Source organism: Verrucosispora sp. CNZ293, assembly GCF_002754655.1.
Map to the genome: position 1 here is coordinate 2,234,873 of NZ_PEFR01000001.1, position 15,599 is coordinate 2,250,471.

Consider the following 15,599-nt stretch of genomic DNA (forward strand, 5'->3'; position numbering starts at 1 on the left):
GCTCTGGTGAGAGCCCGGCACCGAGCCGGGCGGTACGCCTCCTGGAGGGCACGATGAGCACCACGGCGACCACGAGCCACACCACCACGAACCGCGCCGCCACGTCGGCAATCGGCGCGCTGCTCGGCGCCGGCCTGCTCGCCACGGCCGGCGCGAGCGCCGCCACGATGGCCGTCGCCACCGCCGGCAATGCGGCGGGCGTCAGCCTCGACATCGCCGGTGCCCCGATCCCGGTCGCCGGGTTCGGTGTGTTGACCGCCGTCTTCTCGCTGATCGGCGTGATCATCGCCGCGTTCCTGGCCCGCTTCGCCAAGCGGCCGCGGCGCACGTTCGTCCGTACGACGGCGGCGCTGACCGTGCTCTCGCTGGTGCCGGACGTGATCGTCGACGCCGGTCCGGCCACCAAGGCGCTGCTGATGCTCACCCACCTGGTCGCGGCCGCGATCGTGATCCCTGCCGTCGCGCGCCGCCTGGCCGCCTGACCTGTCCCTCATCCCACAGTCGAGCTACCGGAGGACCGTCATGAAGCAGTACCTGTTGTCCGTGCATGTCGTCGAGGGCGCACCGGAGCCGTCCGACGACGAGATCCAGACCATGTTCAGGGAGACCGATCGGATCAACAACGAGATGCAGGCCGCCGGCGCCTGGGTCTTCGGCGGCGGCCTCCTGTCGCCGGACAGCGCCACCGTCGTCCGGATCGAGAACGGCAGCACCACCATGAGCGACGGGCCGTTCGCCGAGACGAAGGAACACATCGCCGGCTTCTGGGTCATCAAGTGCGCCGACCTGGACGAGGCGCTGGCCTGGGCCGAGAAGTGCGCGGCCGCCTGCGGGCCGGTCGAGGTGCGTCCCTTCGACGACCTGTCCCAGGCCTGAACCGGCCGGTCATCTACATGGACCTGGCGAGCATCTACCGCGCGGAGTACGGCCGCTGCGTCGCCACCCTGACCCGCCTCCTCGGTGACATCAACCTCGCCGAGGAGGCGGTCCAGGAAGCCTTCACCACCGCGTTGCAGAAGTGGCAGACCCCGCCGCCGAACCCGGGCGCCTGGATCGTGACCACCGCGCGCAACCGCGCCATCGACAGGCTTCGCCGGGAGACGACCCGCGAGGCGCGGCACGCCGAGGCGATACTGCTGCACCACCAGGACGAACCCCAGGAGGTGGGACCGGTGAAGGACGACCAGCTACGACTCATCTTCACCTGCTGCCATCCCGCGCTCGCCCCCGACGCGCGCACCGCCCTCACCCTCCGCCTGCTCGGTGGCCTCGACGTACCGGAGATCGCCCGGGCCTACCTGACCCAGGAGGCGACGGTCGCCCAGCGGATCGTGCGCGCCAAGAAGAAGATCCGCGACGCCGGCATCCCGTACCGGGTACCCGCCGAGCATGAGCTGCCGGATCGACTGCCGCCCGTGCTCACCGTGCTCTACCTGATGTTCAACGAGGGCTACGCCGCCACCACCGGGCCGCTGATCAGGACGGACCTGTGCGCCGAGGCGATCCGACTCGCCCGCGAACTCGCCGCGTTGATGCCCGACGAACCCGAGGTCCTCGGCCTGCTCGCCCTGCTGCTGCTGACCGAGGCACGGCGCCCCGCCCGGCTCGGCCCGACCGGCGAACTGGTCCCGCTGGTCGACCAGGACCGGTCACTGTGGGACCGGGCACTCGTCGCCGAGGGCCACGACCTGGTCCGTCGTTGCCTGCGGCGCGACCGGCCCGGGCCGTACCAGATCCAGGCCGCGATCAGCGCGGTGCACACCGACGGCGCCGCCACCGACTGGAGACAGGTCCTGGCACTGTACGACCAACTGCTCGCGCTGGCGCCCACCCCGGTCGTCGCGCTCAACCGCGCGGTCGCGGTGGCCGAGGTGCACGGACCGGCGGTGGCCCTCGCCGCGCTTGAGGACATCGACCTCCCCGGCTACCACCGGCTGCCCGCCACCCGCGCCGAACTACTGGCCCGGCTCGGCCGCGACGCGGCGGCCCGAGCCGCCTACGACGAGGCCGCGGCGCTTGCCACAAACGAAACCGAACGCGCCCACCTACAGCGGCGTCGCACCGAACTCACCGATCCGAGGAGACCATCATGACCGTCACCTACACCTTCGACGTCTTCGCCAGCCTCGACGGCTTCGGCACCACGAGTGGCGACTGGGGCGGGTACTGGGGCAAGCAGGGGCCCGAACTGCTCGCGCACCGTCTCGCCGCGTACCGCGAAGAGCAGCGCATGGTCTTCGGCGCCGACACGTACCGGGTGTTCGCGCGGCTGCTGGCCGAGAGCACCGAGGAGTCCGAGGTACGGGACGCCTGGGTCACCCGGATGCGGAACCTCCCGGCGACCGTGGTGTCGAACACTCTCGACACTCCCCTCGACTGGCCGGACGCGACGGTCGCCCGCGGCGACGCTGTCGACGTCGTCGCCCGGCTGAAGGAGGAGTCCGACGTGCCCCTGCGGTCACACGGCAGCCTGTCGATGAACCGGGCGCTGATGGCCGCCGGTCTGGTCGACCGCGTCCAGGTGACGATCTTTCCGGTGATCACCGGTCAGACCGGCACGGAACCGATCTTCCAGGGGGCTGCCGACTTCGACCTGGAGCTGATCGAGAGCCGGACCCTCGACGGCCGCACCCAGGAACTCACCTACCGACCCACCCGGCACGTCTGACTCCACCCGACGCGCCCGGAGCGGACCGCGCGGCAATCTGTCAAGGCTCTGTCAGGTATCGGTACGGCACGAGAACTTCCTGCTCGAATCTAGGGCATCGCTGGATCCGCCGGGGGAAGGGTTCACGTGCACCGCAGGGCAGATGTGGATGTCATCTCCGAGGAGAACAACGAGCAGATCAGAAGGCTCGATCCGCTGAGGTTGGACGACGATCTTCGCGCGTTGCCGGCGTTGAACATGGCCGCCGATGTCGCCGCGTTGGTACGGGCGCTCAGTGGTGCCCTGCCGTCCGCGGCGAGCATCGCGGCTTTCACCACCACTGAGTGTCTTGCCGCCGTGCGGGACCTGGGCATGTATCTCGGCAGTCTGCAGCGGCACGGAGTGTCCGCCTTCGAGGCCGTGCCCGGTGCGGCCAGGTCTTTTCAGCTGCTGGGGCGGCGTACGGGGATGATCCCGCGCGACACGGTGTACCACTACACGTCCTGGAATCCGATAGGTGAACGTGAGCGGCTCTACACGGGCCACCCGATGGAACGCAACCTGATCAATGCGGTACGCACCTGCGTGCCGCACCTCGCCCGCGCCGTTGACATCGGGCGTTCGCTGATCGACGAGGATCCGGCCGCGCCGGCCCATGCGGACCGGCTGGCGTCGCTCACCTCGCACATCGCGGTCGCGGACACGGTGATGAGCGGTGTCCGGGTGACAGTGGCACCGGAGTTCTTCGCGCGTGTGCTCAGGCCATTCTACGAGGACGTACGTGTTGCGGGTCGGGCTTACATGGGCCCGGCCGCGGCGCACATTCCGATTTTCCTCATCGACCTGCTCCTGTGGGCCTCCGATCGTGGCAGCCCGGACTACCTCCAGTTCTGCGCTGAGGTGGCGTCGCAGACCCTCCCACAGTGGCAGCAGCGGTACGCGGAGTGGGCGAGGATGCCGTCCGTCACGTCCCGGGTCGTGGCGGCCCTCGAAGGTCCCGGCGCATCCTCGGCCGACGAGCACGTGGAGTCCAGTGCGAGAAGTCTGCGGCACGCCCTTCAGACGCTCACCGCGTTCCGCGGCAAGCATCTGGTGATGGCACGGCGTGCCTACCAGGAGGAACTACGGCTTTACGAACTGGGCAGCGGCGGAGGAAGCGTGGGGCTCCTCGAGGAGATTCTCGCCCTCACCAGAAAGAACAGCGCCATGCTCAATGCCACCGCTGGGCAGCGGGTGCAGCTGCCGTGACGCACGAGGGTGAGTTGTCGACAGTGGACATCATGATTGTTGGGGCCGGGGTCGCCGGACTGGCCACCGCGGTGAGTCTGCACGCGGCCGGATTCAACCGGGTCACGGTCTTCGAGGCCGAGCCACAGCTGCGCCCGCACGGCCTCGGCCTGAACATCCTGCCCAACGCCGTCCGGGAACTCGCCGAACTCGGGCTGCTCGACGAGTTGCAGCAGCACGCTGTCCGCACCCGGGAACTGGCGATGTACAACCCGCGCGGTGATCTCGTCTGGCGCGAGGACCGCGGCACGCTGGCGGGCTACCGATGGCCGCAACTCTCCATCTCCCGCGCACGACTCGTGACGGTCCTTGCTGACGAGGTCCGGCGACGCCTGGGCGACGGCGCCGTCGTCACCGGCGCTCGGCTCGTCGGACTGCACTCCGAGCCAGGCCGGACGTACGCGACCGTCATGGACCGGGACGGCTCGACCCGGGTCGTCGAGACGGAGCTGCTCATCGGGGCGGACGGTATCCACTCGGCCGTCCGGGCGGCGTTCTACCCGGCGGAGGGGCCACCGCCGTCGAACGGTGTGACGATGTTCCGAGGGACCGCCTGGGGGCCGGACTTCCTGACCGGAAGCACAATGGCGGTGCTCGGCGACGACCGGCGGCGACTCGTCCTGTACCCGATCGACAGGGACGACACCCTGGGCAGGTGTTTGATCAACTGGGTCGCCGCCTGGCCGGACAGCGAGGCCGATCCGCTCCAGCGCGATGCGACGGGCGTCGCCGAGCGGCGCGCGGCCGTCCTGCGCCAGTTCGGAAGCTGGGCGCCACCCGGCGTGGACCTGCCGCGCCTGCTCGATGACACGGCGGACGTACAACAGTATTCGATGATCGACAGAGACCCTGTGCCACAGTGGAGTTTCAACAACGTGACACTCGTCGGCGACGCCGCCCACGCGATGTATCCGGCCGGGTCCAACGGGGCCACCCAGGCCATCGTCGATGCCCGCGTGCTGTCCTGGCACCTGGCCACCCACACCGAGGTGGGCAGCGGCCTGCGGGCCTACGAGGACGAACGCCGCCCGCAGATGACGGAACTGCAGCACGCGAACCGCTCCATGGGACCTGAGAAGGTGATCACCCTGGCTCACCAACGGGCGCCCCACGGGTTCGACGACGTCAGCGAGGTCTTCAGCGAGGAGGAACTCACCGAGATCTCCCGCGGCTACGCCCGGACGGGGCAGTTCGATCAGGACTGGGTCAACTCACGACCGTCACTCACCGTCGCTCGACGTCAGCCCGACGCACGTGACGACAGCTCCGGGGCGGGCGGGGCGACGGACACCGAGGCCGTGAAGGAGACCAGTTTCATCACCGCCGTCATCAGAGCCATGGAGCACGATCGTGCCGACGCCTACCTGGTGGACCGGTACGCGGGCTTGTTGAGCACGCCCAGGTCCCGGAGGATGGCGGACGCGGCGCTGGCCGTCGGCGGCACCATCGGATCGGTGATCGTTCGCGCCCGCTTCGGTGACATCGCACTCCGTGAGGCTGCCGCGGGTGGCATCGCCCAGGTGGTCTGCCTGGGCGCGGGGAGTGACACGCGCGCCTGGCGCCTGGATCTTCCCGCCCGTACCCAGTTCTTCGAGATCGACCTGCCGGGCCAGTTGGAGGCCAAGGAGCGACTGCTGGAGCCGGTCCGGGACCGTCTGGTCTGCCGCCGCGTTTCGCTCGGCGAGGACCTGCGTCGTGAGACGTGGCCTCAGCGGTTGCTGGCGGCCGGCTACGAACCGGACAGCCCCACGGCCTGGATCATCGAAGGACTGCTGCCCTACTTGCAGATGGAGGACTTCACCCGGCTGATCGGGACCGTCAGGAAGATGTCGGCACGTGGTTCTGTCCTGCTCGTCGACGCGCCGCACACCGACTTCTACACGGATCCGGCCAACGAGACCTTCCTGACGTTCATGAAGTCGCGGGGCTCCGCGTTCCAACTGGGCTTCGACGACCTGGGCGACTTCCTGCGTCACCAGGGCTGGACGGCGGAGGCTTACACGTTGCGGCAGTTGCACGCCGGCGAGTGCCCGTGGCTGCCCTTGCCACCCGAACGACTCTGCCCGCCCCACGACCATCACTGGGTGGCGCGGGCGCACGTGAGTTGAGCGTGCACCGGCCAATCCGCAACGGCCCGCCAGCGCAGCCACGGCCAGCCTTCTCAGTGCTGAATGAGGCCGCCGGCCGGCACCGGAGGGACGTGGCCGGTGGCCGGACGCGTCCGCGCCAGCGCCAGACCGACGTCGACGAGGGCGGACCGGCGCAGCTGCGCCACCGCCGTTATCGGGGTCCAGACCGACTCGACGACGTCTCCGTCCGGCTCCGGCCGGAGGACACCTCCGGTAATGCGGACCTGGTAGAAGATGCCGATGTTCTGGTGCTCCCGGCCCGACCACGCCTCAGCGGCGGGAATCACCCGGGAGTCCACACCCAGCAGACGCTCGACCACCGCCTCGTAGCCGGTCTCCTCGGCAACCTCCCTGATCACCGCGTCGAACGGATCCTCCGCGTGCTCCACCCTGCCGCCCGGAAGGCTCCACGTCGTCCCGCCGCTCGGCGATTCGTGGCGGGCGAGCAGCACCCGGTCATCCGTGACGCAGAGGGCGTACGCGGCCAGCCGGAAGCTCACCCGGCACCTCCTGACCGCTCGGGGAATCGGCTCACCGAGCCGCCCATTCGTGCGCGTACCCTGGCACGAATTCTCAACAGCCTGACGTGGGATGGCAACCGCCCGCAACGTCCGGCCGCCCATCATGGATCGCACTCGGGCAGCGGACCGGTTGACGCCACCAGCCCTGCCACCAGGCTCCAGCCCCGAGCTCCTGCCGATAGGCCCTCGTGAGGGATGCCTCGTAACCGGCAACTGTCTGCTAGGGAGATCATCGACGATGGTGGGACGCAGGTGATCTCACCGGCCCGCCGGGAGTGGATCTTACCATTCACCGGGTTGCAGCCCGCCCAGTTCTGCCGGCTGGTCCAGCTGGTTGAGCAACGTGGCGGAGACGCCGTCGCTGACGGTCGACCCGGCCGGCAGTGGTCGCTGCACCTCGCCGACCGGGTGCTGCTGGTCGCCGCGTACTGGCGCACGAACCTCACCATCCGACAGATCGGTCCGCTGTTCGGGGTGTCACACTCCGCCGCACACCGGATCATCGACGCCCTCGGCCCGTGCCTGGCCCTGGCCCCGCTAGCTCGGCGTCGGGTCGACACCTTCACGATCGTCGACGGCACCCTGGTCCCCACCGGCAACCATCGTCGCGCCACACCGGATGAACACCGCCACTGCTCGACGAACCTGCAGGTCGTCATCGACGCCCACACCCGCCTCGTGGTGGCCCTGGCCGATCCACAGACCGGTGACCGCGACAACGCCTTCCGCAGCACCGTCATCGTCCCCGGTTGATCCCACCACCGTTGGCCGGCAAAGCCTCCGCCGAGTTACGAGACATCCTTCGATAAGCTCACGACCGCAGGCGCCGTTGTCGCGGGCTGAGATCGATCCCCGTGCTGACGGCCCTGGCACGTCGCATCGAGCAGCTTCGCATACTGGACGGGAGCGAGGTGAGTTCCATTCTCCGCGTCGAGACAGTCGATCTGGCGCATTTTCCCGAGCGTGACCGGTTCGACGTGTGGCAGGAGGTCATCTCCGAGGGCACGGTGCAGGCGGCGTTCTCCAGCCCGCACTCCGCCAACTTCACCGGCTTCGCCAGCGCTGTCGACCTGGGTGTCCCCACTGTGTCGTCGTTTCGTTATCCGGCGCTCACCTGGAGCCGGTCGCCCGGGATGATCCGGCAAGGTGATCCGGAGATGTACGGGCTGGCCCTCCCCCTCACCGGTGAGGCCGCCATCGTCCAGAACCGCCGTCATTCCGTGGTCAGGCCGAGCGAGTTCACGCTCTTCTCCACCAGCAGTCCCTTCGAGTGTCGACACCGCCCGCAGGACGCGCCCGTGTCGAGGGCGGGCCGCCCGCACCCACCACCCCCGACGGCCAAGACCATCTCGGTGCTGGTCCCGGAGTCGGCGATACCTCTGCCGCGGGCCAAAGTCAGCCGATTGCTCGCCGATCGGTTCCCCCCTCAGGGCATGGCGGCCCTCCTGACCCAGTTCCTCCTTCAGGTCACCACACGCCCCGAGCAGTTCAGAGCAGCCGATGCGGGACAGCTGGGGTATATGGTCCTGGACCTGATCTCGGCAACCCTGGCCCAGCACCTCGACTGCGAGCAGGCACTACCGGCGGAGGTCCAGCGGCAGGCACTGCGGGCACGCATCGACGCTTTCATCACCGAGCACCTGGGCGACGCAGATCTGAGTGCCCGTACCGTAGCTGCCGCCCACCACATCTCCTTGCGCACCCTGTACCGGCTGTGGGAGGACGAGGAAGCCAGCGTCACCGAGCTCATTCGTCTGCGACGGTTGGACCGGTGCCGCCGCGACCTGACCAGTCCCCTACACGCCAGCAAGCCCATCTACGCGATCGCCGCCCGGTGGGGCTTCCTCGACAAGGCAAGTTTCACGCGCCTGTTCCGGGCGACCTACGGCACCTCGCCGCAGGACTACCGCCAGCAGCCGACGCCGCAGCCAGACTGGGATGCGCCTCCCGCAGCCGCGTGGCGAGCGGAATGACGCCGGTCCGGATGGCGCTGGAGAAGGCTGCGAGGCGGACCGGCCCGGTCGGTTGTCCGGAGCGGCTGCGCAGGTCCGCCTCAGCGGCCTTGACCTGGTCAAGGATGATACGGGCGTGCCGTGTTGAGCCGCATCGGAAGCTCCCTGTGCGTGAATTCCGCACAGCGTAGCCAAGGACACGAGCTTTTCGTGCATAACGATCGCTCCTATCGTGAGGCCCATGACGCTGGCTACCGAGCGCAGTACTCCCGAGCAGTTCTGGTCTGACGCTGCCCGCCATCTGGTGCGTTACGGCGGATCGTTCACGCCCGAGATCATCGATCGCGCGGCCGGTAGCTTCGTGTACACCGCTGACGGCCGGCGGATCCTGGACTTCACCTCAGGCCAGATGAGCGCCATTCTCGGGCACTGCCACCCCGCGATCGTCGAAACAGTGCAGCGGGAGATCGCGAGACTGGACCATCTGTTCAGCGGCATGCTGTCCCGTCCGGTCGTCGACCTCGCGCGCCGGCTCGCCGAGTCCCTCCCCGCGCCGTTGGAGAAGGCGCTGCTGCTGACGACCGGCGCCGAGTCGAACGAGGCGGCCATCCGGATGGCCAAGCTCGTCACCGGCAAACACGAGATCGTCGCCTTCGCCAAGTCGTGGCACGGCATGACGCACGCCGCGGCGGCCGCGACCTACAGCGCCGGTCACCGGGGCTACGGTCCCACGCCGGGAAACTTCGCGATCCCCACGCCGAACCCGTACCGCCCCGACTTCACCACTCCGGACGGCGAGTTGGACTGGCAGCGCCAACTCGACTATGGCTTTGCGCTCGTCGACGCCCAGTCATCGGGAAGCCTCGCGGCGTGCATCGTCGAGCCGATCCTCAGCTCCGGCGGCATCATCGAGCCACCGCCGGGCTACTTCGTCGCCCTGGCACGCAAATGCCGTGAGCGCGGCATGCTGCTGATCGTCGACGAGGCGCAGACCGGCCTGTGCCGCACCGGCACGTGGTACGCCTTCGAACGTGACGGCATAATGCCCGACATCCTCACCCTGTCCAAGACACTGGGCGCCGGCCTCCCGCTCGCCGCGATGATCACGACCGAGGAGATCGAACAACGGGCACATGCCCTGGGTTATCTCTTCTACACCACACACGTGTCCGACCCCCTGGTGGCCGCCGTCGGCAACACCGTGCTCGACGTACTCCAGCAGGACCAGATGGACGTACGGGCCCGAGAACTCGGCGAGTTCCTCCGCGCCGGCCTGCTCGACATCCGCGACCGACACGACGTGGTGGGAGATGTACGGGGGCGCGGCCTGATGCAGGGAATCGAACTCGTCCTCGACCGGGAGACGCGCGAGGGCTCGGACGTCCTCGGTGCCCACGTCACCCGCCGCTGCCTCGAACTCGGCCTCCATATGAATGTCGTGCAACTGCCCGGCATGGGAAGCACCTTCCGGATCGCACCACCCCTGACCACGACGCGAGACGAACTGGCACTCGGTCTGGAAATCCTGGACCAGGCGATCAGCGAAGCGCCACCGGCCTGACCGGTTTCGCCGGTTGCGGGAACAGCGCCTCGACCCTTAAAAAACCGAGCTGGCCCGGGCCGCGTGCAGCTCGGGCTCCGGCCGCTGGGGCACCGGGGCACCCACCCGCCCCGCCGAGTCCGGCACCGAGGCACGCGACCCAGCCAGGGAATGGGCTAGGGGCACCGCATCAGCCGGAAACCCCGCTACCTCGCGCTCGTTCTCAGCCTGCGGTGGGCTACCCCGACGTAGGCCGCAGTAGGGCCCAGCACAGCGCCCGCGCCACCCACGCACAACAACAATGTGCCGACCACCGTCGCCCCGTCGGTAAGTACGGCGATGCCAGCTACGTAGATCGAGGCCAACACTGCGGCGACGGCGAACGCGACAAGCAACTTCATGTACAGCCCTCGGTGGTGCCCGGAAATCTCGCCCACCCAGCCCGCCGGAACGAACAACAATGGCACCAGAGCGACCCCCAGGCAGGCCAGCGAGAGGCAAATCGCCGGAAGGGCGAGTGGGCCACCTGGATCCCCCGAGGTGTTCCACGCGTACACGAGCAGTCCGGCATAGACGACGGGCGCCTGCGCGACGAACACCACCCAGGCGACAACGGCACCGACGACGTGACGACCAGTCGTCCTGTTCATGATTCCTCCCGTGCGACGGCTCCAGGAGGGTACGCCACCCTGCCATCTGGCCGACGTCAGGTGAATTGAGCCCTGCTGAGCCGGCGGGGACAAAGGCGCGTTCGCCACGGGTACGCTCCTCCCGCAAGCGACTGCCGTCGGGTCGCCCCGATCGGCGGTACGGGTGACGGCCAGCAACACCTGCGACGTCCCGTCCGCCTCGATCACCCGGGTACGCTCCTCGCACGGCGGATCGGCCAGGCAAGCCACCTCCCGCCCGTGATGTGCAAACTTCAATCGGATGGTTCGTGGTGACGCGAGACGGACCGCCCAGACAATGGACGGCACAGCCTGCGGGTTGGTGGCGTCCGGCCACCAACCCGCAGTCCAACGTGGCATAACCAGCGGCTACAAGCCGCTGACCCTTGCGTACCGTGACGCGGATTTCCTGATGGTCGCTAGGCGGCAGCCCGCTGTTCCAGCCATTTGAGGATCGCCTGGTTTGTTTCTTCCGGCCTTTCCTGCTGGATCCAATGACCGCAGTCCAGACTTACTACTTCCACATTGGGCACGAATTCTGCCAGCCTTTCAGACCTCGCGACCGTGTCGCGGGTGCCGTAGATCATGAGGGCGGGTTGTCGGATGATCGGGTCCACGTCGGCCAGCAGACGCCAGTTGCGGTCCAGGTTCCGGTACCAGTTGATTCCGCCGGTGAACCCTGTTGATTCGAAGGCGGAGACGAAGACGGCCAGTTCGCTGTCGCTCATGATGGGTTCACCGAGTGGGGTTTCAGATCTGGCGAGGTTGATCAACGCATTGCCCGGCTGCGGCTCCGTGACGGGCACATCCTTGCGGTACAGGTTCCGAAGGAACTGGAACGTGTGCTCCTCGAACACGGCGTCCGCGACACCCGGCTGCCGGTTGAAGTGGACGAAGTAGAAGTCGCTACCGAGCACATCCTCCATGAACTCGATCCAGGGCCTCTCCCCGCGCTCAAGGTACGGCAGGCTCAGGTTGATCACCTTGCTGACGCGGTTCGGGTGCAACAGGGTCAGGCCCCAGACGACAGCAGCGCCCCAGTCATGCCCAACGAAGGTGGCATCGTCGTATCCGTAGTGATCGAGCAGTGCGACGAGGTCACCCGACAGATGTGCGATGTCGTAGTCGGTGACCTCGGTCGGGCGGGACGAGTTGCCGTACCCCCGTTGGTTCGGGACGATGACGTGGTAGCCGGCCGCCGCGAGGGCGGGCATCTGATGGCGCCAGGAGAAGGCGTGCTCAGGCCAGCCGTGACAGAGCACGATCGGGTTCCCCATGTTCTGCCGGCCAGCTTCGAAGACCTCGAGTTCCACACCGTTGACCGACATGCGGGTGGGCTCGGGAAAGTCGGTTGTCATGCCGGCATCCTGACGACCGAAACCGGTCACCTCCTGACCGGTTTCCGTGGAAAGGTTGTCGGAGTGCGAGCCGACCGGTTGATGGCCATCCTCCTTCTGCTGCAACATCGCGAGCAGGTGACCGCAGCGGAGGTCGCCCGGGAGTTGGAGATCTCCGAGCGCACCGCCCGCCGTGATCTCGACGCCCTGAGCACGGCCGGGGTTCCGGTGTACTCCGTGCAGGGCCGAGGCGGCGGCTGGCGCCTCGTGGGCGGTGCCCGCACCGACCTGTCCGGGTTGACCGCGGGTGAGGCCCGCGCCCTGTTCCTGGTCGCCGGCCCGGCCTCGGCTGCGACGCCGGCCGTGAGAGCGGCGCTGCGCAAGCTCGTCCACGCCCTGCCGGAACCCTTCCGGGTGCAGGCCGAGGCGGCAGCGTCGTCGCTCGTCACGGACCCGCGGCGTTGGGGAGCGAGCCGGGTCGAGCCACGACCGCCCCGCTTCCTCGACGCGCTCCAGGACGCGGTGATCCGCGGTGTCCAGGTCCAGCTCGGCTACGTCGACCGCGACGGCACCAAGACCGAGCGAACCATCCACCCGCTTGGCATCGTCGCCAAAGGCTCATCGTGGTACCTCGTCGCCAACACCGACACTGGTCGGCGGACCTTCCGAATCGACCGCGTCTCGTCCGCCGAGCCGACCTGCGACCCCGTGCACCGGCCCGAGGACTTCGACCTTGCCGAGAGCTGGCGCACGATCGCCGACGAAGTCGACCGCAAACGAATGCCCCTCGAAGCCCGGGCGGTGTGCACGCCGCACTGGATAGGCGCACTCCGAATAGGATTCGGCGGCCGGCTCGAAGTGGGAGGCGCCACCACCGACGGCCGCATCGAGGTCGTCATCCGCGGTAACGACGAATACACACTCGCTGGCGAACTTGCCGGACTTGTCGAATGGATCGAGGTGACCGGCCCTCCGGGCGTGCGAGACCACCTGGCCTCGATCGGCAACGCGCTCGTCGAACGATACGGCTCAGACCAGCAGCACCGCCGCAGGGCGGTACAACAACCGAGATCACCGGACCCGACAGCACCGAAGACCTTCGACTGATCACACGGCACTCGGCGAGACGAGCAGCCGACGACACGTCCGAAGCGTCGTTGCGTAGCGCTCTGACTTTGGGTGGTCCGGTGCTCGCGTAAGCCGGAGAATCGGCACCGTGGAAGGTGCGACGCCGACGTGGCCACAAGACAAGCTCAGCGCACTTCGGCTCGGGCGTCGCCTCGTGGCAGAGGTGCCGGCAGCACCGGGGCGCCGTGCGTTCGTAGACATCACTCCGGCCCTGGACAAGCGCGACGACCTCGCCGAACGCGAAGGATGGCAACGTCCGGACGTGCAACGATCCTTCCAGCTCGCACACTGGGACTTCAATGAGCGGCAGCTCGAAGGCTGGGACTACGACGTCGACGCCCGGCAGATCCGTGCCGACACCGCTACCGACGAGTCCCGCCTGCTCAGGCTCGTAGCCGAGTGGGGACTGGCACCCGCCCAGTTCAGCTACCCGTGGTTCACCGACGACCCTCGTTAGGCTCCCGTCCGAACGGCCAGCTTCGCCTCCTACATCCCCTATGGGAATTGCTGGCCCGTCACCTACTACCCCGCCACAGAGGGACCGGACCTGAACATATAGACCTGGTCGAGGGGTGACCTCTACGGTCTTCGGGCTGGTGAGCAGGCGCGGGATGCGTCGGAGGCCGCTCGGTGCGTACAGTTCCGGGTCGGACGTGGGGTGGGCCGGAGAGATCCGGCGCAGGGAACGGGATGAGACAGCGACAGCATGACGGCGGACAAAGTTACGGATACCGGTCAATACCGCATTGACCCGACCCGGCTGGAGACCTGTCTCAGCGTCTTCGAGGCGTTGGAGGACCTGCCTCCCGATCACCCCGACGTGGTGCGGGTGCAGCGGGCCACCGCGAAGCTCTACAAAATGATCAAGCAGCGGCGACGCGAGGAACGGCGGGATGCCATCGCGGCGGCCGACCGCGCAGTGACGGCGGCCACCGCCACCGGCGCCCCGGGCCGAATCGACGACGAGACCCAGGGCAACCCGCTCGCCTCCCCCACCGTAGGTGCCACGGCCGGCGTCCTGCACAATCCGCGCGGCTGCTACATCTGCAAGCAGCGCTACCGCGACGTGGACGCCTTCTACCACCAGCTCTGCCCGCCCTGCGCCGCACTGAACCGGGAGCGCCGCAACGCCCGCACCGACCTGACCGGCCGACGCGCGCTGCTCACCGGCGGCCGGGCGAAGATCGGCATGTACATCGCGCTGCGGTTGCTGCGCGACGGCGCGCACACCACGGTGACCACACGGTTTCCCCACGACGCGGTCCGCCGATTCGCCGCGATGCCCGACAGCGGGGAGTGGCTCCACCGCCTGCGGATCGTCGGGATCGACCTGCGCGACCCCGCCCAGGTAATCGCCCTCGCTGACTCGGTCAGCGACCAGGGACCACTCGACATCCTGATCAACAACGCGGCGCAGACCGTCCGCCGCACGCCTGCGGCGTACGCGCAACTCATCGCCGCGGAGGCGGCGGCCCTGCCGGACGGCCCACTGCCGGAGATGATCACATTCGCCAAACCGGACGGCCGGGGCGACCCGGCGGGCAGCCTGGTCGCCCCACTGAACTCACCCACCATCACCCCGGACGCGCTCACCGCGCTGGCGCTGACCAGCGGCTCCGCGTCACCGGAACGGATCGCAACAGCCAGCGCCATCGACGCCGGCGGTCTGGTCCCGGACCTCGACCCGGTCAACAGCTGGGTGCAGCGGGTACACGAAGTGAACCCGGTCGAACTGCTCGAAGTCCAGCTGTGCAACGTGACCGCGCCGTTCATACTGATCAGCCGACTGCGACCGGCGATGGCCGCAGCGACCGCCCGCCGCAAGTACGTGGTGAATGTGTCGGCGATGGAGGGCCAGTTCGCCCGCGGCTACAAAGGGCCAGGGCACCCGCACACCAACATGGCCAAGGCCGCGCTGAACATGCTGACCCGTACCAGCGCCCAGGAGATGCTGGCCGACGGCATCCTCATGACCAGCGTCGACACCGGCTGGATCACCGACGAGCGGCCACACCCGACGAAGATGCGGCTGGCGGACGCCGGCTTCCACGCCCCGCTGGACCTCGTCGACGGCGCGGCCCGGGTCTACGACCCGATCATCCGCGGTGAACAGGGCGAGGACCTGCACGGCTGCTTCCTCAAGGACTACACACCCTGCGCCTGGTGATCGCTGCCGCCCTGCCGAAAACCCCGTCCACGCAGGGGAGCACCGGCCGCGAACACCCGACGACACCGGTGGTCAAGCCATGTTCGTCAGCACGGGCGACGAGCCAGCCCGGTGCTGCGCATCGGTGGAGGGCGGTTGGGTATACGACTGACAGCCTCGGGACCGCCCCGAAGCCGCCGCCCGACACCTCGGCCGACCACAGCCACGTTCATCGTGCACGTCC

Annotated in this window: 14 protein-coding genes and 1 pseudogene; 12 read left to right on the plus strand and 3 right to left on the minus strand. The window is 68.4% G+C overall.

What is annotated here, in order from left to right; genetic code table 11:
* Positions 1–53 precede the first annotated feature (53 nt).
* From CLT74_RS10270 to CLT74_RS10295, 6 genes are all read left to right on the plus strand, one after another.
* Positions 54–482 carry a DUF6069 family protein gene (locus tag CLT74_RS10270; RefSeq protein WP_099846341.1) on the plus strand — a complete coding sequence of 143 codons (429 nt, stop codon included), beginning with the start codon at positions 54–56 and terminating at the stop codon, positions 480–482.
* Positions 483–522: 40 nt separating this feature from the next.
* Positions 523–876, plus strand: a complete 354-nt coding sequence (locus tag CLT74_RS10275) for a YciI family protein (protein WP_099846342.1) — start codon at positions 523–525, stop codon at positions 874–876.
* Positions 877–893: 17 nt separating this feature from the next.
* Positions 894–2,093, plus strand: coding sequence for a sigma-70 family RNA polymerase sigma factor (locus CLT74_RS10280; RefSeq protein ID WP_099846343.1), 1,200 nt, complete (start codon positions 894–896; stop codon positions 2,091–2,093).
* On the plus strand, positions 2,090–2,668 hold the full coding sequence (locus CLT74_RS10285; RefSeq protein WP_099846344.1) for a dihydrofolate reductase family protein: 579 nt from the start codon (positions 2,090–2,092) through the stop codon (positions 2,666–2,668). Before CLT74_RS10280 ends, CLT74_RS10285 begins: the two co-directional genes overlap by 4 nt.
* A gap of 126 nt (positions 2,669–2,794) precedes the next feature.
* On the plus strand, positions 2,795–3,895 hold the full coding sequence (locus CLT74_RS10290) for a monodechloroaminopyrrolnitrin synthase PrnB family protein (RefSeq protein ID WP_099846345.1): 1,101 nt from the start codon (positions 2,795–2,797) through the stop codon (positions 3,893–3,895).
* Positions 3,892–6,042, plus strand: a complete 2,151-nt coding sequence (locus CLT74_RS10295; protein WP_143697124.1) for an SAM-dependent methyltransferase — start codon at positions 3,892–3,894, stop codon at positions 6,040–6,042. The genes CLT74_RS10290 and CLT74_RS10295 overlap by 4 nt, the downstream gene beginning before the upstream one ends.
* 53 nt (positions 6,043–6,095) lie before the next feature.
* Here CLT74_RS10295 and CLT74_RS10300 read toward each other — a convergent pair whose 3' ends face one another.
* Positions 6,096–6,563, minus strand: coding sequence for an NUDIX domain-containing protein (locus tag CLT74_RS10300; RefSeq protein WP_099846347.1), 468 nt, complete (start codon positions 6,561–6,563; stop codon positions 6,096–6,098).
* Positions 6,564–6,779: 216 nt separating this feature from the next.
* Here CLT74_RS10300 and CLT74_RS10305 point away from each other — a divergent pair.
* The 3 genes and pseudogenes from CLT74_RS10305 to CLT74_RS10315 all read left to right on the plus strand — a co-directional run.
* Positions 6,780–7,304 (plus strand): annotated as a pseudogene (locus tag CLT74_RS10305) (transposase family protein); the annotation flags it as partial.
* Between the two features lie 134 nt (positions 7,305–7,438).
* On the plus strand, positions 7,439–8,557 hold the full coding sequence (locus tag CLT74_RS10310; RefSeq protein WP_099846348.1) for a helix-turn-helix domain-containing protein: 1,119 nt from the start codon (positions 7,439–7,441) through the stop codon (positions 8,555–8,557).
* A 220-nt stretch (positions 8,558–8,777) separates the two neighbouring features.
* Positions 8,778–10,097: an aspartate aminotransferase family protein gene (locus tag CLT74_RS10315; protein WP_099846349.1), complete on the plus strand. Its 1,320-nt coding sequence runs from the start codon at positions 8,778–8,780 to the stop codon at positions 10,095–10,097.
* A 185-nt stretch (positions 10,098–10,282) separates the two neighbouring features.
* Here CLT74_RS10315 and CLT74_RS10320 read toward each other — a convergent pair whose 3' ends face one another.
* The gene (locus tag CLT74_RS10320) at positions 10,283–10,726 is read right to left on the minus strand and encodes a hypothetical protein (protein WP_099846350.1); all 444 of its coding nucleotides are present in this window, start codon (positions 10,724–10,726) and stop codon (positions 10,283–10,285) included.
* Positions 10,727–11,163: 437 nt separating this feature from the next.
* The gene (locus CLT74_RS10325; protein ID WP_486582216.1) at positions 11,164–12,210 is read right to left on the minus strand and encodes an alpha/beta fold hydrolase; all 1,047 of its coding nucleotides are present in this window, start codon (positions 12,208–12,210) and stop codon (positions 11,164–11,166) included.
* Positions 12,211–12,219: 9 nt separating this feature from the next.
* Here CLT74_RS10325 and CLT74_RS10330 point away from each other — a divergent pair, with 9 nt between their 5' ends.
* The 3 genes from CLT74_RS10330 (at position 12,220) to CLT74_RS10340 (ending at position 15,376) form a co-directional block, all read left to right on the plus strand.
* Positions 12,220–13,188, plus strand: a complete 969-nt coding sequence (locus CLT74_RS10330; RefSeq protein WP_486582217.1) for a helix-turn-helix transcriptional regulator — start codon at positions 12,220–12,222, stop codon at positions 13,186–13,188.
* A 109-nt stretch (positions 13,189–13,297) separates the two neighbouring features.
* Positions 13,298–13,666: a hypothetical protein gene (locus CLT74_RS10335; RefSeq protein ID WP_143697125.1), complete on the plus strand. Its 369-nt coding sequence runs from the start codon at positions 13,298–13,300 to the stop codon at positions 13,664–13,666.
* Positions 13,667–13,915: 249 nt separating this feature from the next.
* On the plus strand, positions 13,916–15,376 hold the full coding sequence (locus CLT74_RS10340; protein WP_099846353.1) for an SDR family NAD(P)-dependent oxidoreductase: 1,461 nt from the start codon (positions 13,916–13,918) through the stop codon (positions 15,374–15,376).
* Positions 15,377–15,599: the final 223 nt, after the last annotated feature.